Below are 18,926 nucleotides of genomic sequence, written 5' to 3'. Positions count from 1 at the left end.
CAAATGATTAAACAATATATGGAATCGGTCATTTTTCGAACCGATTGAAATTCGCTTCTTGAATCTCTATGTCAAAGAACGTATATGTGTAAAATGAAAAAGTAGTCTCTACAACTACTTCTTCTTGTGTCGGTTAGCTCTTCTGCGCTTTTTACGCTTATGGGTAGCTACCTTATGTCTTTTTCTTTTCTTTCCACTCGGCATATGGCTCTTCCTTTAAGTGTTGTTAATTATGTTATTTTACTTGTACGTTGCTCTTTACACCTTCCACGAAAACTTTGGCGGGCTTGAAGGCAGGGATATTGTGTGCGGGGATTTTAATGGTAGTGTTCTTTGAAATGTTCCTACCTGTCTTTTCGGCGCGGGTCTTTATGATAAAGCTCCCAAAACCTCTTAAATAAACATTATCTCCATTTTCCAAGGAAGACTTTACCTCCTCCATAAAAGATTCCACTGTTGCTTGTACGTCACCTTTCTCAATTCCTAGCTTTTCTGAGATTTTAGTTACAATATCTGCTTTCGTCATTTCTCTTGATTATTTTTCTTATTTTTTTAGGCTTGCAAATATAAACATTAAAATTAATCTTTCGTTTAAAGCCTTTAATTTTAAGTATATAAACTGATACATTTGGTCCATAGTATTTTTGCGCATGTCTTTTTCCCATAAAATTCTGGCCTGGTACGGCGAGCACCAGCGTGACCTTCCGTGGAGGCAAACCCGCGATCCCTATAAGATTTGGCTGTCCGAGATTATGCTCCAGCAGACCCGCGTGGCGCAGGGAATGCCCTATTACCACAGGTTCTTGGAGGCTTTCCCGACGGTTCGGGACCTTGCCGCGTCGCCCGAGGAAAAAGTGCTGAAGCTCTGGCAAGGCCTGGGATATTATTCCCGTGCGCGCAACCTGCATGCGACGGCAAAAATGGTGGTCAGCGACCATGGAGGTGAATTTCCCCGGACCTACGAGGGCCTCAAATCGTTGAAAGGAGTGGGCGATTACACTGCCAGTGCCATAGCCTCTTTCTGTTTTGATGTTCCTGAACCCGTGGTGGATGGCAATGTGTACCGGGTGTTGGCCAGATATTTTGGCGTGGACCTACCTATAAATAGTACGGAAGGCATCAAATATTTCAAGGAATTGGCCCGTGAGGTCATGGATGCTCCCAATATCAGGGATTACAATCAGGGGATCATGGAATTCGGGGCCATACAATGTGCGCCAAAGAAGCCCTATTGCCTGCTGTGTCCGTTGAATGAAAGCTGTGTTGCGTTGAAGGAAAACAAGGTGGATGTACTTCCCGTCAAATTGAACAAAACCAAAATCAAGGAACGCCATTTCAATTATTTGGTGTTCTTGGACGATGAAGGCCATACGCTGATGGAACAACGGCGCGGCAAGGGAATTTGGCAGAACCTTTATCAATTTCCCTTGCTGGAATCCGATCGGGAGTTGGACCACCAGTCCCTTCAACAGCAATTGGAGGACAAAAATGGCGTTCCCGAAGTGGAGTCCCTTACCTTATATAATACCAATGGGCCCATAGTCCATAAACTGTCCCATCAGCACTTGTACACCAAGTTCTGGATGGCAAAATCGCCCGAGATCTTGAGGGAGGGCGTCCATTGGGACGAGATAACGGCCTTTCCCGTGCCTGTTTTGATCGCGGATTTCATCAAGACATTTAAAATTTAGTACTTTTGATAAATTAAAGAGTTATGAGCGGAACATTGAACAAAGTAATGCTGATCGGGCATTTGGGAGACGAAGTGAAAATCCACTATTTTGAAGGTGGAAATTGCGTTGCCAGATTCCCTTTGGCCACCAATGAGACCTATACCAACAGGCAAACAGGGGAGAAGGTGACCAATACCGATTGGCACAACATCGTAGTGAGGAACAAGGCCGCCGAAGTCTGTGAAAAATACCTGAGCAAAGGCGATAAGGTGTATGTGGAAGGCAGGCTGAAGAACAGGCAGTGGCAAGGAGAGGACGGCAATATGCGGTACACCACTGAGGTGCATGTCCAGGATTTTACCTTTTTGACCACCAAAAAGGAAAGTATGGCCAATGCACAGACAACATCGGCCCCAGAACAGAGAGAACCTATTAGGAACCAAGGTCCGGCCGCACCGATGGACGATACCGAAGAAGATGACGACCTGCCATTTTAAAACCAAAGTCTAAAGCAATACCATTTGGATCCCGAGCCCCATTGTTTGGTCTTTTTCTTTACAGCTTTTAGTGGCATCTTCACTATCAAGGTGATTGTGCTCATAGTGCTCCTCGTTTGTTCGGCATTGATCTCTGGAGCGGAAGTGGCGTTGTTCGGACTTTCACAGACAGAGCTTAACGAGATGGAAGAAAACGGGTCCTCCCGCGAAAAACTCATCGTAAAATTGTTGGAAAAGCCCAAAAAACTATTGGCCACTATTCTCATCACCAACAATGCCATCAATATCGGTATCGTATTGCTGTTCAGTTCCATTGGCGACACCCTTTTCTCCAATATCGATGGAACCCTTCGGTTTTTGTTGGAAGTGGTCGTAGCCACCTTTCTGATCTTGATGTTCGGGGAAATTCTTCCGAAGATATATGCCAATAGGAACCGCGTACAGTTTTCCCATTTTATGGCAATCCCGGTCAACGGCCTTAGCTTTCTTTTCACGCCTCTGAGCTCGCCGATGAGGTCGGCCACCCTTTTTTTGGAGGAAAAATTAGGGAAGCGAAAATCAAGCCTGAGCGTGGACCACTTGTCCCAAGCATTGGAATTGGCTTCTGAAGGGGATACCACAAAGGAAGAACAAAAGATATTGGAAGGCATCGTTACCTTTGGTAACACCGATACCAAACAGGTGATGCGGCCCCGCATCGATATTTTTGCGGTGAACGAGAAAATGAAGTTTCCCGAAGTGCTGCAGGAGATCAAAAAAAACGGATATTCCAGAATACCCGTGTTTTCAGAGAATATGGACAATGTGCTGGGCGTGCTCTATGTGAAGGATCTATTGCCATACATTGATAGGAAGACCTTCAATTGGATGTCCCTCATTCGGGAGCCTTATTTTGTGCCGGAGAACAAGAAGCTGGACGATCTGTTGCTGGAGTTTCAGGACAAAAAGAACCATTTGGCCGTTGTGGTGGATGAATATGGAGGTACTTCGGGCATCGTGACCTTGGAGGACATCATTGAGGAAATTGTCGGGGACATTAGTGACGAGTTCGACGATGAGGACCTGGTCTTCTCCAAATTGGACGACCACAATTATGTCTTTGACGGCAAAACCACATTGAAGGATTTTTATCGGGTCGTGAAAATTGAGAACGAGGAGGAATTTGAATCCAAGAAAGGGGAGTCGGAGACCATAGCTGGGTTTGTGCTGGAAATTTCGGGCAGTTTCCCCAAGCAAGGCGAAAAAGTATTTTTCAAGGATTACCGGTTCATTGTGGAAAGCATGGACAAAAAAAGGTTGAAACGCATAAAAGTTACGTTGCCACATGAAACATAGCAGATTGATTTTCGTTTCCATGGCCCTATCGCTCCTTACCTTGGCCTGCAAGGAAGATGTGCTGCCCAAGCCCAAGGCCATGTTGCGCTTGGATTACCCTACGGCTGAATATGTGGAGACCGATGTGGACTGTGCCTATATTTTTGACCGGAACATGGCATCGAACATCAAAGAGAACAAGGATTGTTCCCTTGTCCTGGACTATCCCCAAATGAAAGGGGCCATTTTTCTTACCTATAAAAAAGTGGACGGCAATATCAGGGAGTTGATGATCGATGCGGAAAAACTGACCTACGAGCATGTGGTCAAGGCCGATCAGATTGCCCCCGTGGAATATCTGCATCCAGAGGAAAAAGTGTATGGAAAGTTTTTTGAAGTGACCGGAAATGCTGCCTCACAGTCGCAGTTCTATGTCACGGACAGCACCGATCATTTTGTGACGGGGTCCCTGTATTTCTACGCAAAACCCAATTACGACTCCATTTTGCCAGCGGCGATGTACTTGCAGAACGATATTCGCAATATCATGGAAAGCTTGCGGTGGAAAAAATAATTATTCTAGGGTGTCTTTTACAAGAAGTGCTTCGGCCCTTTCAATACTTCCGTTGATCTGTTCCTTGAGTGCCTTTACCTTTGCCTCTTCCTCATCCAGCCATAGTTGTTTTTGCTCGCTGAGTTCCTTCCCGTTCAGGATTTCATCGGAATCAAATCTGTCGCCAAAATCCTTCATCCAATCCATCATGGACTTGTGGGCCGACTGAAGGTCCCTCATGGCCATTTCATACTCTTGTCCCACGGCGGTAGTGTCCACCTTGCTTTTGAGCTGCCCGACCAGTTTTCCCAGTTTTCCCATCTTGGGCATCACTTCGTCATGGATGGCCATCACCTGATCCATTTGGGTGGGCCCTTCGGGGGCTTTTTTCGCTTCTTTGCATGAAGAACAGAACATCAAAAGAGTGCAGGCAAGTGTGGAAAGGATTTTTCTCATGGTAAAGTTTTTTCAAAAATAACACATTGTTCCAAAGCAACTGCTATTTGGGTTGAAGAAGAAATAGGGCAAAAGAAAAAGGGCACTTGAAAAGTGCCCTTTTGTATATGGGTTGTGTTTGTTTTTATTTGAAATCGGAAGCATCGACTCCTTCGTTCACCTTGAGTTCCTTTACCAAAAACTCAAAGCTTTGTGGTCCCATGCTCTGGGTGAGCTTGAACGGGAATTTGATACCGGAAACTTCCTGATAGTCACTAAAGCCCACAGTATTCGTCATTTGTTGTCCTTGCATCTCTTCCGTGCTCACTTCCTGCACTTTGAGGCCGGTCTCCATATCATAAAAAACGGTTTTCTTTTCACTGATCTTGAGTTTGTAGGCCTTCTTGCCATCAACGGGTTCAATGCCCTCCAAAGTAATGCCACCCGCGGCCAGATAGTTCAGTTCTGGAAAGGCTGCGGATTCTTCTTTGATCTTACTGATCTCTTCGGGAGACAGGTCCTTGCGCTGTCCTTGGACAACCATGTATCCCTTGTCGCCATCGAGCACTTGTTTTTGCATGGAGTTGCCCATTACCTTCACATCCTGTAGAAACTGGTCTTTGGTGGTTTTTTTCATTTCAAGTTCCAATTTCATGCCCTGCATCTCTGCCTCGGCAATCATGGAATAGGATTCCACGCCTTCCAGTTTGTTTTTTCCGCCCACGGCCTCGATGTATTTCTCCAATACGGTGTTTGCGGTTATGCCGGCAGGTATCTCGGCGGTGTAGTTGGGCTTTTCTGTTTTGGTGGCATACTTGTCATAGAAGAGTACGGGAACGGTCTTCCCTTTGAAGGAGACTTTTTCCAAATTTTCCAGTACATCGCTTCCTTTTCCAGTGACCACCACTCTGGCATTGGAGGTGGAAAAGTGTTTTTGGGCCGCTTTTTGGACATCCTCGACCGTTACCGCATCGATACGTTCCAAATAGGTTTTATAGAAATCCTTGGGAAGGTCCTCGGTTTCAATGTTCAGGGCATAATTGGCCACAGTTTCAGGTCTTTCCAAAGCCATGACGAAGCTACCGGCATATTTGGCCTTGGCATTGGCCAGTTCTTCTTGGGAAACCGGCTCGGAGGTGATCTTGTCTATTTCCTGAAGGATCTGGACCACGGAGCTATCGGTAACAGCATTTCGCACTTGGGCGTACGCACTGAAACGCATGGGGCTGTATTTGTTGTCCAAAATATTGGAATACGAACCGTAGGTATAGCCTTTGTCCTCCCTTAGGTTCTTGAACAAACGGGCCTGTGATCCCCCACCCAAGATCCGATTGGCCAAAAGAGCGTCCAAGTAATCATCGTCCTTCATTTTCAGGTTGGTGATGTTCTGTACGGACACCTCGGATTGTACGGCATTGGGCACGTCCACAAAATTGATCTGTGTGTATTGCGCATCCGTGGGATCGGAATAGGCGAAAGAGGGGGGTACCGCCTTGGTCCAAGGGGTGAAATATTGGGTCACCAGTTCTTTGACGTTGTCAAAATCCACATCGCCGATCACCACCAAGTAGGCATTGGCAGGCACAAAATAGGACCTGTAGAATTGCTCCACATCCATCAGCGTAACATTGTTGACGGTCTCTTCTGATGTGATCTCACCAAAGGGATGGTCCTTCCCGTAGGCCAGGGCCAATTGTACCCTGTCGGCAATGGCAGAAACATCTTTTTCCTGTGATTTTAAGCCGGTTATCAGTTTTTCCTTTTCCTTTTCAAACTCCTCTTGGGTGAAGTTGGGGTTGAGTGAAGCATCGGCCAACAGTTCCAAGATCCGTGGAAAATATTTGGACAGACAGCTTGCGAAAGCGCTTTGGTCGCCCACATAAATGTTCGCTCCCAAAAAATCCACTTCTTCATAAAAATCGTCCTTGGGAATGTTTTTGGATCCCTTGCCGAGCATACTCGCGGTAAGGTCCGAGACCCCTGCTTTGTTCCCTTGCAGAATGGGGGGGTTATCGATGGTCAATTGGATGCGTACCCTTGGCAGTTTGTGGTTTTCGACCACCAATACCTTGAGTCCGTTGCTCAGCTCAAAACGGGCGGGCTCCTTTAAATTGATCTCTGGAGCTGGTCCTGGTTTGGGTTGTTTGCTCCTGTCTATCTGTGCGTAGGATGCTGTCAGGAAAAGGGACAGCATAGTCAATACAATATATCTTTTCATCTTAATTGGCTGCTTTTTGTTCAGGTAGATATTCCAGTTCCACACGTTGGTTCACTTTCAGATATTTTTTGGCCACTTCCATGATCTCTTCACGGGTTATGGAACGATAAATATCGATTTCGGTGTTGATGAGGTTGGTGTTGTCCTTCAACATATAGTTTTCCGCCAAGGAATTGGCAATGCCCTGAACACTGCTGTTGGCGTTCACAAATTGGTTTTCGAACTTGTTCAGGAGTTTTTGGTGGTCTTTTTCGGAAATGAGTTCCATCTGCAGTTTCAGGATTTCTTCATCAATTTCCTTTTTGATGTCCTGGATGGAGTTTTCGCCTACTGGAAGCCCGCCCACAATATAGGAACTGTAATCTTCCGCATCAATGGGGACAGAGAGTATCTGCAACGCCATTTTTTTCTCGTCCACCAGTTTTTTATAGAGTTTGGAGCTTTCCCCATCACTCAGGTAGGTGGATATCATATTGATCACGTAGGCATCCCGTTGACCTTGTCCGGGAGTTCTATATGCCAAAAGAATGGCCGGGATTTGGATGTTCGGATCATGGTATTTGGCATATATGGTCTGGGTGATGGGATCTTCCTTGATGTCCGGTCTTTGGATTGGCGCTCCCTTGGGAATGGCGCCAAAGTAATCGGTGACCATTTTTTTGGTCTTGGCGGTATCAAAATCGCCCGCAATCACGAGAACGGCATTGTTGGGCACATAATAGGTTTTGTTGAACTTTTTGAAATCGTCCAAAGTGGCACTGGCCAAGTGGTCCAAGGAACCGATAACGCCCCATCGGTACGGATGCTTGGAGTAGAGGTTTTTGAGGAGCTCTTCAAAAAATGCGCCATAAGGGGAGTTGTCCACACGCAACCTGCGTTCTTCCTGCACCACTTCTTTTTGGGTGTCCACCCCAATTTGACCGATGATCGGGTGCATCAATCGTTCGGATTCCAACCAAAGGCCTACTTCCAGACTGTTGGAGGGAAAGGTCTCGTAATAATAGGTGCGGTCCAGAAAGGTGTTGGCATTGCCACTGCCCCCATTGGAGGACACGATCTTGTCCCATTCCCCCCGCTCAATGTTTTTGGTGCCTTCGAACAATAGGTGTTCAAAGAAATGGGCAAACCCCGTTTTTTGTGGATCTTCATCCTTGGACCCCACGTGGTACATGACCGATGTGGTGACCACGGGTGCCGAATTGTCCTGGTGTAGGATCACATGCAGCCCGTTGTCCAGGTCATACTCTTCGAAAACCACTTCCTGCGCGGAAAGAAGTCCCCCTGCAAAGAGCATGGAAAATGCTGAAAGCAAATGTTTTTTCATAAACGTTCAAATTTTATAGTGAAAGATTAGTAGTTAGGTTGGTATAGATTTTTTGATGGATGTTACACTAAAATAGCATAAAATTTGGAAGACGGTGGTGAAGTGGTCAAGTCTTTTGGAACAAATAGTGGTATAATTCCCAAACATTCTGTAATTTAAACAACGCATCCAAAAAACTGAGCGATGAAAAAAATGACCCTCTCCATTCGTTTCGGAATTGTTACCAGTGCCGTACTGATCGCGTATTTTTTGATTTTGGCGCTCATAGGAAAGCATACGAATGTGTTTTATAGCCTTTTCAACACGGTCATTACCGGATTTGGGATCTATGAGACCATTAAATACACCAAACTTCGACAGGGCAAGGGGTTCAGCTACGGGAATGGGTTCACGGCAGGAATTGTCACCGGCTTCATTGCCACGCTCCTGTTCACCATTTTTTTTGCACTCTATGCCACGGAACTTGATACCGACTTTCTGGACAGGCTATCCAAGGTTTGGTCCAAGGACTATAAAAATTTTGAAGGAATCGTTTTCTTTACCGTGGCCATAATGGGGTTTGCCACTTCCTTGGTGTTGACCCTCTCGTTCATGCAGCTGTTCAAAACCTCCAACAATACCAAAAATAATGGGTAAATGAGGGAATAATACTTGTGGATTAAGGATTTAGCAGTATATTTGCACCCGCTAATTTTGATAAAGCGAAGTAATTTTAATCTAATCAACGTATTATGTACGCAATCGTAGAGATGGCAGGGCAGCAATTCAAAGTTGCAAAAGACCAGAAAGTGTACGTTCACCGTTTGCAGGAAGAAGAAGGCAAAAAAGTCACTTTTGACAAAGTCCTTCTTTTGGAAGATGGAGGTGACGTGACCATTGGCGCCCCAGTCATAGAAGGAGCGGCCGTAGAGGCCAAAATCGTTAAGCACCTAAAAGGTGATAAGGTAATCGTTTTCAAAAAGAAAAGACGTAAAGGTTACCAAAAGAAAAACGGGCACAGACAATATTTGACCGAGATCGTGGTTGAAAGTATCGTGGCCAAAGGTGCCAAGAAAGCAGCTCCTGCAAAGGCAAAAGCTGATGAAAAACCAGCTGAAGCACCAAAAGCGGTAGAGAAAAAAGCTGAGGCCCCTAAAAAGGAAGCTCCAAAGGCAACTGAGGATTTAAATTCCAAAACAGTGGCCGAATTGAGGGACATGGCCAAGGCCAAGGACATTAGCGGCTACTCTTCCATGAAGAAAGCCGAGTTGATCGAAGCATTAAGCAAATAAGAAACGAACTAAAATTTAGATATCATGGCTCACAAGAAAGGTGTAGGTAGTTCAAAAAACGGTAGGGAATCAGAATCGAAACGCTTGGGCGTTAAGATTTTTGGTGGCCAGGCAGCTGTTGCCGGTAACATCATTGTTAGACAACGTGGTACCAAGCACAATCCTGGAGACAACGTATACGCAGGTAAAGACCACACTTTGCACGCCAAGGTGGACGGTATTGTAAAGTTTGAGAAAAAGGCAAGTGGAAAATCCTTTGTTTCCATTGAGCCATTCCAAGCGTAAGGAAAAAACCTATAAGTGAAAAGGTCCTTTGCGAAAGCAAAGGGCCTTTTTTTATTGCTGTTTTTTTAATGGTTTCATAACCTAAAGATGATGTTTTGGTGAGGATCATTGGCTTTCTTGAAAGCTTATTTTCCTTCATTGCCAATGAAAAAGGTCTTTGGGTTTGTTTATGTGGTGGTGCTCGCAACTGTGCTGGTCCAATCCGTTGGTCTTGCCCAACAAGCCAATCGTACAAATTCCAATATCGGGACCCCTGATTCCACTTTTCATGCCCTTCAAAAACGATTGGAAGAATCTAAATCTCCTATACAAATAGCAGAGGCCCATCTGCACTTGGGCGAGTACTACCATTCGTTCGGATTGTATTCCGAGGCCATGGAGGAATACAACCAAGCGTTGGAACAATTGGGGACCGAGTTGGCCGACCCACTTTTCCTCCTTCTGAACATCCATATTGGTAAGGTGTACCTCTCGCTCAACAATTTTGAATTGGCCGAACAACACTTTGAAGAGACCAAAAAGTCCGCAATTCGAATCAAAGACGACCACGGATTGGCCGTATCATTGGGTTTGCTCGGGGCAAGCCATGAAAAACAAGGCGAATACGAAGACGCTCTGAAGGACCAAAAAGCGAGCCTTTCCCTGTTCGAGAAGCTGGGGGATCCTCATGGCGTAGCCATGACCAATGAGAACATTGGAAGTATTTATGAGGACTTGGAGCAGTTTGAGCTGGCCTATCAATTTTTTCATAGGGCCTATGACTACTTGAAAGGTTCCAAATCTGTTGAAGAAGTGAATGTGCTCAACAATTTGGGGGATACATTTAGAAAAACAGGCAAATATGTGGCTGCACTGGAGGAAACGTCCAAAGCCTTGAACATTGCCAAAGAGCTGAACGACCTTCATCAAATGGAAAGTGCCCACAAAGACCTCTCCAAGACCTACGCCCTAATGGGCAACTATGAAAAGGCGCATGCCCACCTCTTGCAGGCGGAGGAATTCAACAGTGCCATGCTCCGGTCCCAGAACACGGACCAGCTCAATGTGCTCCAGACCATATACGAGACCAATAAAAAAGAGGCGGAGATCCAATTGCTCAAGGAGCAGAACAAGGTCAGCGTTGCCAACCAAAACCTCTTGTGGGTGGCCCTGTTCGCCATTGTTGCCATTTTGACGATTGGGTACAATTTTTTGGGAAGAAAAAGAAAGGCCAAACTGAAGATCCAAGAATACAAACAGCGAATGTTGAAGGCGGAATTGGAGAAAAAGGCCATCGAGGAGAAAAATCTACAGGATGAAGTGCAGTTGAAAACAGCCTCCTTGTCCCGATACAGCCTCCATCTGTCCCAGAAGAACAAGATCTTGCTGGATCTGGCGAACACCCTCAGGAACATAGCCGCCAGAAAGAACATGGATACATCGCGGAAGATCAAGGAACTGGTGAAGGAAATCGATTTTAATCTACAGCAGGAACAGGAATGGGACGAGTTCATGGTCTTTTTCAAGGAGATCCATCCCGAGTTCATCAAAAAACTATCCTCTTTATCCGAAAATAGCCTGTCGCCCGCAGAACTCCGTTTGGGGATGTTGTTGCGGTTGAACCTGTCCTCCAAGGAAATTGCCTCCATTTTGAGGGTCACGCCGGACAGTGTTCGCGTGGCGCGTCATCGATTAAGAAAAAAGTTGCCCATTGACCAAAAAGAGGAGTTGGTAAATTTTATGATCGATCTCTGACCTGATTTTCCGTCTCTTATTGGGAAAAGGTTAGCCCAATGTAAAATAACTGTAATTGTTGCCCTGTTGTTTCCGCCCTTTTTCACTTTTGTTTCCTTTTTGTTTCCCTTTAATTTAAATCATAATAAACTGATATACATAGTTTTGGATTGCATTCTAATACGAACCAAAATGAAACTGATGAACCTTAAAAAACTAGTTTTTGTAACGCTTTTTCTACTGTTTGGCCTCGCAAATGCACAGGCCCAAACAGGGAATATACAAGGGACCATTACCGATGAAAACGGTATATATGTCCCAGGGGCAAATGTGTATATCAAGTCCATCTCCAAAGGAGGGATAACGGATTTTGACGGACGGTTTACCTTGGTGGGCATTCCTGCTGGCGACCATACCCTGACGATTACTTATATGGGTTATGAGGATGTGGAGCAACAAGTTTCCGTTACGGCCGGACAGACCGCTTCTGTGGGCATCGTGCTCAACCCGACCAATGTGGAACTTGATGAAGTGCAAGTAAGCGCCTACGGGCTCAGTGGCCAAGCAAAGGCACTGAACACACAAAGAACAAACCTGAACATTACCAATGTGGTGTCCACTGACCAAATCGGGAAATTTCCCGATGCGAACATTGGGGATGCTGTCAAGCGAATTCCCGGAATCACCATGCAGGTGGATCAAGGGGAAGCCAGGAACATTATCGTTCGGGGTCTGTCCCCACAATTGAACTCCGTGACCCTGAACGGGAGCAGGATCCCATCTGCGGAGGCGGACAACAGGAACATCCAAATGGATTTGATCCCTTCGGACATGATACAGACCATTGAAGTGAACAAAGCCGTTACCCCTGATATGGATGCAGACGCCTTGGGCGGATCTGTGAACTTGGTCACCAGAACTGCACCACAAGGGTTCAGGCTTTCGGCAACTGCTGGTTCAGGGGTCAATTTCATCACCGATAAGAGGATTTGGAACGGGTCACTATTGGTAGGGGACCGCACCAAAGACGGAAAATTTGGATGGATGGTCTCGGCCACCATCAACGATAATGATTTTGGTTCACACAACATCGAGGCCGAATGGACCGATGAATTTGAATACAACACAGGTGTGGAAGACGAAGAAGGTGAGCCCATTTTGGAAGAAGTGGATGTGGATCCCTATACCAATGTTACCGAGCAACGCACCTATTTGGTGCAACGGGTAAGGCGCAGTTTTGCTGCCAATTTTGATTACCAGATCAATGCGGACAACAATATTTTCCTAAAGACCATGTACAACTGGAGGGACGACCGTGAGAACCGATTTGCCTTTACCCAGGAGATGTTGGACGGGGAGGATATCGAAGCGGGAGACTTTACCATTACCAATGGAGTGCCCACAAGGTTTCCGGCCGAGGTGGTCCGGGAAACCAAGGGAGGTATCGCCGGAGGGCGCAACCAAAACCGTAGGTTGGAAGACCAACGTATGCAGAACTATACTTTGGGTGGGAACCACTTGTTCGGTAGCCTAAAGTTTGACTGGATGGGATCCTATGCCAAGGCATCCGAAGAGCGCTTGAACGAGAGATATGCGGTCTATGCCACCGAATACATCGTCAACAACGACAACAGCTACCCAAAATACCCGATCATGACGGCTGCCAATGCCAGTGATTTTAACGATTTGGGGGCATTTGAATTTGACGAAGTGACCAACGAGAACCAGTACACCGAGGAAGAGGACATGAACTTCTTTGCCAATTTTGAATTGCCTGCAGATCTTTTGGGCAATGGAGGTACGATAAAGTTTGGGGCAAGGGGTCGCTTTAAGACCAAGGAAAGAAACAACGATTTCTTCGAATACGATTTTGAGGACCTGTACCCTACCTTGGCCGATATGCCGGTCAAGGACTACACCAATCTGGATTTCTTGGCAGGGGAAAAATACCGCGCCGGGACCTTCGCCAGTGAAGAGTGGTTGGGTTCCTTGGACCTGAACAGCACCAACGGGGAGGCCGTTCCGGATGAGTACCTACCCGGTAATTTTGAGGTGAAGGAAAACGTGTGGGCCGCTTATGCCATGATCAACCAAAAAGTGTCCGATAAATTGAGCATATTGGCAGGTCTTCGGATGGAAAACACCAAATTGGAGACGGAGGGGAACAGGGTGACCTACATTGAAGAGGACGAAGATGCCGGAATAGAGGAAGGGATTGAAGTGGAACAGGTTTCGGATGAGAACTCCTATACCAATCTATTGCCTGGCATCCATTTTAAGTATGATGTGGACACCAACACCATTTTAAGGTTGGCGTGGACCAATACCTTGGCCCGTCCCAATTATGTGGACTTGATTCCTAGGGCAGAAATTGTAAATGAAGATAGAGAGGTCATTGTGGGCAACCCAGATTTGGACCCTACCACTTCCATGAACTTTGATTTGAATGCCGAACACTATTTTGAAAGTGTGGGCATCATCTCCGGAGGTGTTTTTTACAAAAGGATAAACGACTTCATCTACACCTACATCACAGAGGCAGAAGACGACACCTTTGGTGTCGGTACCACAGGGTATGATGTGTTCCAACCCTTGAATGGTGACGCTGCTTCCATTTTTGGTGCAGAGCTCTCCTTCCAGCGACAGTTGGATTTCTTGCCCGGATTTGCCAGAAACTTTAGCATTTACTTGAACTATACCTATTTGAGTTCAAGTGCCGATGGTATCCGCAACGAGGATGGGGACGAACGTACCGATCTGGACCTGCCCAACACTGCACCCAATATGTTCAACGGGTCTTTGGGTTATGCCGATAAAAGGTTCAGTGCAAGGTTGTCTGCCAACTTCTCCGATTCCTATATCGATGAGATTGGTGGGAATGCCTTTGAGGACAGGTACTACGACACCCAGTTCTTTCTGGACTTCAATGCTAGTTATGCCATCAACAAGAACCTAAGGCTCTATGCCGATGTCAACAACATCACCAATCAGCCATTGCGTTATTTCCAAGGGGTAAAGGAAAGGACCCAACAGGCCGAGTTCTATGATATCCGCTTTACTTTTGGATTGAAGTACGACCTTTTCAAAAAATAGAAAGGCACACCTAAAATTATAAAAACAAGCAAAGTTACGCCGTTCAGCTTCAGGAAGCTACATGGATTGGTCCCTAAAAGTTCCTGATGCTGATCGAGCTGACAAAATGTAAATGAATTCATTATGATCAAAAGATATATCCCATTTTGTTTGATACTGGCATTGGTTTCCTGCAAGCAGCAGGGAAGTAAATTGCCGGCCATCACCCCGGACATCATCACTGAAAAAACACCTAACGATACCGATGACCCTGCCATTTGGATCCATCCCGAAGATGCTTCAAAGAGCATTGTTTTTGGAACCGATAAGGAAACCAACGGTGGCGTTTATGCCTACGACCTGAACGGAAAAATCATTAGGGAGAAATCAATAACGGATATCCAACGGCCCAACAACGTGGATGTGGAATATGGCTTCCAATTGAACGATTCCGTTGCGGTGGATGTGATTGCTTTCACAGAACGAGAGAAACAACAGATCCGATTGTTCTCCGTTCCCGATATGAAACCATTGGATGGCGGCGGTTTTCCCGTTTTTGAAGATGAAACAAATGTGGAACAGCGCCTGGCCATGGGGATCAGTCTGTACAAATCGCTCAAAGACTCATCCATCTATGCCATTGTGGGTCGAAAGATTGGACCTAGCGGGTCTTACTTGTACCAATATAAATTGGAATCCGACAGCACCGGGGTTTCCGCCAATTTGGTGCGAAAGTTTGGAAGCTTTACCGGAGGAAAGGAAATCGAGGCCATTGCCGTGGATAATGAACTTGGTTATGTATACTATTCCGATGAGGGCGAATGCGTGAAAAAATATCATGCGGAACCCAGTATGGGCAACGAAGAACTGGCCTGTTTTGGAGGCGAGCTGTTTTTGGAGGACATTGAAGGAATCGCCATCGCCAAATATCCGAACGGGGAGGGTTATATCATAGTTTCCGATCAGCAAAGGGGGCAATTCAACATTTTCTCCCGAAAGGACAACAGCTTTATCAAGGCAGTGAACCTATCCACGACCGAGACCGATGGTTGTGACGTGGTCACCGTGCCCTTGAACGATACCTTCCCAAACGGTCTCTTTGCCGCAATGAACGACGCGAAGGATTTTTATTTTTATGATTTGGGAAAGGTGTTGGATTTGGATTGACGGCTAAAAACGAAGCTTTCGTTTGCGTGCAGTGATTTCCCACGTATCGAATTTCCTTCCGTTTTTGATGACCGATACCTCATCATGAAGATTGATGGTGGGACAAATATGGTAGGGAACACCATAGAGCACGTCCCCGACCTTCCACTTGTCCCAGTCCTGAACCTTGATCACCCCGTGTTCTTCACTTTGTGAAACCAGTTCATAGGTGTCAAGGTTCAGGAATTTTATCCGTTTGTCAACAGGGTTTTCGGAGGCCACGGATTTGTGGCCCATGTCCACGGTGATGATGCCCTCGGTGGGTTTGGATATGATCCGCGTCACCAAAAGGGCAGCATATTTAAATTCCTGTTCCGTCAATTTTTCGCCATACCCCCAATCCCAGAGCACACAGGTACCCGGACTGGTGATCCTGTTTTCCTGCAACACATGGGAGGTAAAAGAAGGTGTTCCCCCACAGATGAGTTGGGCCTGTGGATAATCTAGCCGAAGGGTCTCAAAGTAGGTTTGCACATCCCTGACACCCGATTCTATCTTTTCTTTCCGGACCGAAAAATCACTGTCCCTCAAATGGCCATCGTAGGCATGCAACCCTCTGAACAATAGGTTTTTGCAGATTTTCAAATAATCCAACAGCACATCCAGCTCCGTTCCGATCTTGATTCCGGAACGGTCCATACCATTGTTGATATCGATATGGATATTGACGATGAGTTCCTGTTCCAGGGCTTTTTGGTTCAACACTTCGGCAGTGTCAATATTGTCGATCAAGGTTGAAAACTGCGTATCGGGAAAGTTCTGGACCAATTGGATGAACCGATCCACTTTGGGCCCCACCAATTGATGTGCGATCAGAATGGATGCCGCCCCGGCCTCGGCGGCCATTTCCGCTTCGGCTATGGTCGAGGCCTTGAAACTGGTAATGCCCGACTCCACTAAAAATTGCATCACTTTGGGCATTTTGTTGGTCTTGATATGGGGCATCAACCTTTGGGTGTCCCCATCCGCCAAAGTGACCATCTTTTGAATGTTGTAGGTTAAATGGTCCAGATAGAGCACCACGGAGGGAGAGTCCACAGTTTCCAAATTCTGAATGGGGTACCAGTTGTTTTCCATGCCTTATGCTTTATGGGTAAAGGTAATGATCAATATAGAATCGAAAGGAACTTTTTCAGCACTATGATCGGAAAAGTTATGGATGAAGGATTCAATACGGAATGGTTCCAAAAAGATCTTTTGGCAGATTAATTACAGTGGACCACCTAAAAGGCCATGGTTCTTACCATGACTTTTTTTTGCCAAAAATCTTCAGAATAGTATAGAACTAGTAGTCTTTGCCCGGTAAAAAATGTCATGACATGTAACAAACCAACTATTTCAGTATCCTATTGTTGTTGAACATATTTTAATCATATATTAGTCGGCAATATCAAAAAACACTCGGTAAATCATGATAAAAAAAGTAACCTTATATGCATTGTTGCTTGCAACAGTTTTTTCTTGCGGTGTCAAAAATCAAGTCAATGATTTAGCTTCCGATAATCCTATAAGGGCACAATTGGATTTGGTCAATATTCAAGATGATAAAGTAAATGTGGTCATAGATCCAGGGAGGTTTGTCCAAGATACGGTTACTTACAGATTGCCAAGAGTGGTCCAAGGAACTTATGCCGTATCTGATTTTGGTAAGTATATAGAGGATGTTTCAGCTATTGATTATCAAGGGAATGCGATTCAGGCCACTCAGGTTGACACCAACACTTGGATGTTTGTCAACGCCAAGAATTTGGATAAAATAACGTATGCGGTAAACGATACCTTTGATCAGGAAGTGAAAGGAGGAATTGGCGAGGAAGTTCCCTTTTCGCCCTCAGGGACCAATATAGAACCTAAGCAGGTGATGCTGAACCTGCACGGATTTGTGGGTTATTTTGATTCCCTAAAGCGGAATGCTTACCAAATTGACATCAAATCCCCTGCAAAATTCAAGTATACCTCTCCTCTTACAGAAATACAATCCACATTGAGTTCGGATGGTGCCATTAAGAATTCTGTGTTCCTCGCCAATCGATATTTTGAGGTAACGGATAATCCCATGATGTATGGGGAAACTGAGGTTGAAGAGTTCATGGTCGGGAACATCAAGATTGTGTTGAGTGTTTTTTCACCTAATGGAGTGCACAAGGCTGCTGAGATCAAAGAAACCATGGCGGAGATGATGCAGGCCCAAAAGAGGTATCTGGGAGATTTGAACAGTACACCCCGATATGACATCCTCCTTTATTTGTCCGACACCCAAAAACCAGATTCCCCAAAAGGTTTTGGGGCTTTGGAACACCATACTTCCACTGTGGTGGTCTTGCCGGAACAAATGGATGCAGAAGCGTTGAAAGAGTCTATGATCGATGTGGTGGCCCATGAATTCTTTCATATTGTTACTCCGCTTTCAGTCCATTCCGAAGATGTGCATTATTTTGATTACAATAATCCCACGTTCAGCAAACACCTTTGGCTTTATGAAGGGGTCACCGAATATTTTGCACAGCATTTTCAAGTTTATGAAGGTTTGATCGATCCAGCGGAGTACTACGCTAGAACAACGCAAAAGATAAATACCTCAAGGTCTAATTACGATGATGCCATGAGTTTTACCCAAATGAGTGAGAACATCTTGGAGGACCCGTATAAGGACAACTATGCAAACGTGTATATGAAAGGAGCGTTGATAGGTATGTGCCTCGATATTTTAATGAGGGAAAACAGTGATGGCCAACGTAGCCTGCGTTCGTTGTTGGGAGAGTTGTCCGTAAAATATGGTAAGGACAAACCTTTTGAAGATGATGCCCTAATTGCTGAAATTACGGCGATGACCTATCCCGCTGTTGGAGAATTTTTGAACACCCATGTAGTTGGAAATACACCCATAGATTATGATCAAATATTGGATAAGGTAGGACTTTATTTCACAGAAGCTGAAGTGGAGACCAATTACATTCAGAATGCCGGTGAACTAATCTTATCCGCCGACCCAGAGAGGGGAGGGATCAAGTTCAATGATCTTGTGGCAAACAACAGTTTTTGGAACGATAATGGGGTTGAACCAAATGATTTTATAAAATCCATTAATGGAACAGAAGTCACCTTGGCCAACGCCAATCAAATTGTAACAGAGGTGTATGCATGGAGCCCTGGCAAAGCCATTCAAGTAGAGTTGTTACGGGGAGATGAGGAGGTCATCATTGATACCACTACCACGCCCACATACACCAAAGCCAATACCCTAGTGGAAAAACCAGAGGCCACCGTAGCCCAAAAGGAATTGCGAAAGGCTTGGCTAAAAGGCTAGGTGGATTTTGCAAAATAAAAAGGCCCTGATTCCAATCAGGGCCTTTTTTATGGTTTGT

The 18,926-nt window shown here is 45.5% G+C and carries 16 protein-coding genes; 11 read left to right on the top strand and 5 right to left on the bottom strand.

All coding sequences use genetic code 11. The features are described 5' to 3' along the window. Positions 1-235: 235 nt before the first annotated feature. The gene (locus SD450_RS05640; RefSeq protein WP_072876044.1) at positions 236-526 is read right to left on the bottom strand and encodes an HU family DNA-binding protein; all 291 of its coding nucleotides are present in this window, start codon (positions 524-526) and stop codon (positions 236-238) included. 124 nt (positions 527-650) lie between these two features. On the opposite strand from SD450_RS05640, the gene mutY reads away from it, so the two are divergent. Genes mutY through gldD form a run of 4 tightly spaced genes read left to right on the top strand, consistent with a single transcriptional unit; the run spans position 651 to position 4,058 of the window. Beyond that, entirely contained in the window at positions 651-1,691 is a 1,041-nt protein-coding gene (gene mutY / locus SD450_RS05635) for an A/G-specific adenine glycosylase (protein WP_318343659.1), read from the top strand. 23 nt (positions 1,692-1,714) lie between these two features. Next, positions 1,715-2,170: a single-stranded DNA-binding protein gene (locus tag SD450_RS05630; RefSeq protein WP_318343658.1), complete on the top strand. Its 456-nt coding sequence runs from the start codon at positions 1,715-1,717 to the stop codon at positions 2,168-2,170. 24 nt (positions 2,171-2,194) lie between these two features. Next, complete coding sequence (locus SD450_RS05625; protein ID WP_318343657.1) at positions 2,195-3,505, top strand: gliding motility-associated protein GldE; 1,311 nt, start codon at positions 2,195-2,197, stop codon at positions 3,503-3,505. Further along, complete coding sequence (gldD, locus tag SD450_RS05620) at positions 3,495-4,058, top strand: gliding motility lipoprotein GldD (RefSeq protein WP_318343656.1); 564 nt, start codon at positions 3,495-3,497, stop codon at positions 4,056-4,058. Before SD450_RS05625 ends, gldD begins: the two co-directional genes overlap by 11 nt. On the opposite strand, the gene SD450_RS05615 is transcribed toward gldD, so the two are convergent. The 3 genes from SD450_RS05615 to SD450_RS05605 all read right to left on the bottom strand — a co-directional run bounded on the left by SD450_RS05615 (position 4,059) and on the right by SD450_RS05605 (position 8,014). Beyond that, positions 4,059-4,493: a hypothetical protein gene (locus SD450_RS05615; protein WP_318343655.1), complete on the bottom strand. Its 435-nt coding sequence runs from the start codon at positions 4,491-4,493 to the stop codon at positions 4,059-4,061. It abuts the gene before it with no gap. 124 nt (positions 4,494-4,617) lie between these two features. Beyond that, complete coding sequence (locus SD450_RS05610; protein WP_318343654.1) at positions 4,618-6,690, bottom strand: M16 family metallopeptidase; 2,073 nt, start codon at positions 6,688-6,690, stop codon at positions 4,618-4,620. A 1-nt stretch (position 6,691) separates the two neighbouring features. Continuing rightward, a complete protein-coding gene (locus SD450_RS05605) occupies positions 6,692-8,014 on the bottom strand; it encodes a M16 family metallopeptidase (protein WP_318343653.1) in 1,323 nt (440 codons plus the stop codon). A gap of 183 nt (positions 8,015-8,197) precedes the next feature. Here SD450_RS05605 and SD450_RS05600 point away from each other — a divergent pair, with 183 nt between their 5' ends. The 6 genes from SD450_RS05600 (at position 8,198) to SD450_RS05575 (ending at position 15,522) form a co-directional block, all read left to right on the top strand. Beyond that, positions 8,198-8,650 (top strand): DUF4199 domain-containing protein, encoded by a 453-nt coding sequence (locus SD450_RS05600; protein WP_318343652.1) that lies wholly within the window; start codon positions 8,198-8,200, stop codon positions 8,648-8,650. Between the two features lie 95 nt (positions 8,651-8,745). After that, positions 8,746-9,285, top strand: coding sequence for a 50S ribosomal protein L21 (rplU, locus tag SD450_RS05595; protein WP_318343651.1), 540 nt, complete (start codon positions 8,746-8,748; stop codon positions 9,283-9,285). A gap of 24 nt (positions 9,286-9,309) precedes the next feature. After that, entirely contained in the window at positions 9,310-9,570 is a 261-nt protein-coding gene (gene rpmA / locus SD450_RS05590) for a 50S ribosomal protein L27 (protein ID WP_072876023.1), read from the top strand. A gap of 144 nt (positions 9,571-9,714) precedes the next feature. Beyond that, a complete protein-coding gene (locus SD450_RS05585) occupies positions 9,715-11,304 on the top strand; it encodes a tetratricopeptide repeat protein (RefSeq protein WP_318343650.1) in 1,590 nt (529 codons plus the stop codon). A gap of 171 nt (positions 11,305-11,475) precedes the next feature. Beyond that, a complete protein-coding gene (locus SD450_RS05580; RefSeq protein WP_318343649.1) occupies positions 11,476-14,376 on the top strand; it encodes a TonB-dependent receptor in 2,901 nt (966 codons plus the stop codon). 123 nt (positions 14,377-14,499) lie between these two features. Continuing rightward, entirely contained in the window at positions 14,500-15,522 is a 1,023-nt protein-coding gene (locus tag SD450_RS05575) for a phytase (RefSeq protein ID WP_318343648.1), read from the top strand. Between the two features lie 3 nt (positions 15,523-15,525). Here SD450_RS05575 and SD450_RS05570 read toward each other — a convergent pair whose 3' ends face one another. Further along, positions 15,526-16,638 carry an alanine racemase gene (locus tag SD450_RS05570; RefSeq protein WP_318343647.1) on the bottom strand — a complete coding sequence of 371 codons (1,113 nt, stop codon included), beginning with the start codon at positions 16,636-16,638 and terminating at the stop codon, positions 15,526-15,528. A 334-nt stretch (positions 16,639-16,972) separates the two neighbouring features. On the opposite strand from SD450_RS05570, the gene SD450_RS05565 reads away from it, so the two are divergent. Beyond that, positions 16,973-18,868 carry a M61 family metallopeptidase gene (locus tag SD450_RS05565; protein ID WP_318343646.1) on the top strand — a complete coding sequence of 632 codons (1,896 nt, stop codon included), beginning with the start codon at positions 16,973-16,975 and terminating at the stop codon, positions 18,866-18,868. Positions 18,869-18,926: the final 58 nt, after the last annotated feature.

This window comes from Flagellimonas baculiformis (assembly GCF_033441575.1).
In the GTDB taxonomy this organism is placed as follows: Bacteria; Bacteroidota; Bacteroidia; order Flavobacteriales; family Flavobacteriaceae; genus Flagellimonas; species Flagellimonas baculiformis.
The sequence above is the reverse complement of the archived record's forward strand: the minus strand, read 5'-3'. Positions and strand labels throughout refer to the sequence as shown.

Excerpts from the sequence above, each read along its gene's own strand:
- SD450_RS05585 (WP_318343650.1), top strand. The coding sequence starts at position 9,715 with ATGAAAAAGGTCTTTGGGTTTGTTTATGTGGTGGTGCTCGCAACTGTG.
- mutY (WP_318343659.1), top strand. The coding sequence starts at position 651 with ATGTCTTTTTCCCATAAAATTCTGGCCTGGTACGGCGAGCACCAGCGT.
- SD450_RS05580 (WP_318343649.1), top strand. The coding sequence starts at position 11,476 with ATGAAACTGATGAACCTTAAAAAACTAGTTTTTGTAACGCTTTTTCTA.
- SD450_RS05615 (WP_318343655.1), bottom strand. The coding sequence starts at position 4,493 with ATGAGAAAAATCCTTTCCACACTTGCCTGCACTCTTTTGATGTTCTGT.
- SD450_RS05575 (WP_318343648.1), top strand. The coding sequence starts at position 14,500 with ATGATCAAAAGATATATCCCATTTTGTTTGATACTGGCATTGGTTTCC.
- rplU (WP_318343651.1), top strand. The coding sequence starts at position 8,746 with ATGTACGCAATCGTAGAGATGGCAGGGCAGCAATTCAAAGTTGCAAAA.
- SD450_RS05630 (WP_318343658.1), top strand. The coding sequence starts at position 1,715 with ATGAGCGGAACATTGAACAAAGTAATGCTGATCGGGCATTTGGGAGAC.
- rpmA (WP_072876023.1), top strand. The coding sequence starts at position 9,310 with ATGGCTCACAAGAAAGGTGTAGGTAGTTCAAAAAACGGTAGGGAATCA.
- SD450_RS05600 (WP_318343652.1), top strand. The coding sequence starts at position 8,198 with ATGAAAAAAATGACCCTCTCCATTCGTTTCGGAATTGTTACCAGTGCC.
- SD450_RS05570 (WP_318343647.1), bottom strand. The coding sequence starts at position 16,638 with ATGGAAAACAACTGGTACCCCATTCAGAATTTGGAAACTGTGGACTCT.
- SD450_RS05565 (WP_318343646.1), top strand. The coding sequence starts at position 16,973 with ATGATAAAAAAAGTAACCTTATATGCATTGTTGCTTGCAACAGTTTTT.
- SD450_RS05640 (WP_072876044.1), bottom strand. The coding sequence starts at position 526 with ATGACGAAAGCAGATATTGTAACTAAAATCTCAGAAAAGCTAGGAATT.
- gldD (WP_318343656.1), top strand. The coding sequence starts at position 3,495 with ATGAAACATAGCAGATTGATTTTCGTTTCCATGGCCCTATCGCTCCTT.
- SD450_RS05605 (WP_318343653.1), bottom strand. The coding sequence starts at position 8,014 with ATGAAAAAACATTTGCTTTCAGCATTTTCCATGCTCTTTGCAGGGGGA.
- SD450_RS05610 (WP_318343654.1), bottom strand. The coding sequence starts at position 6,690 with ATGAAAAGATATATTGTATTGACTATGCTGTCCCTTTTCCTGACAGCA.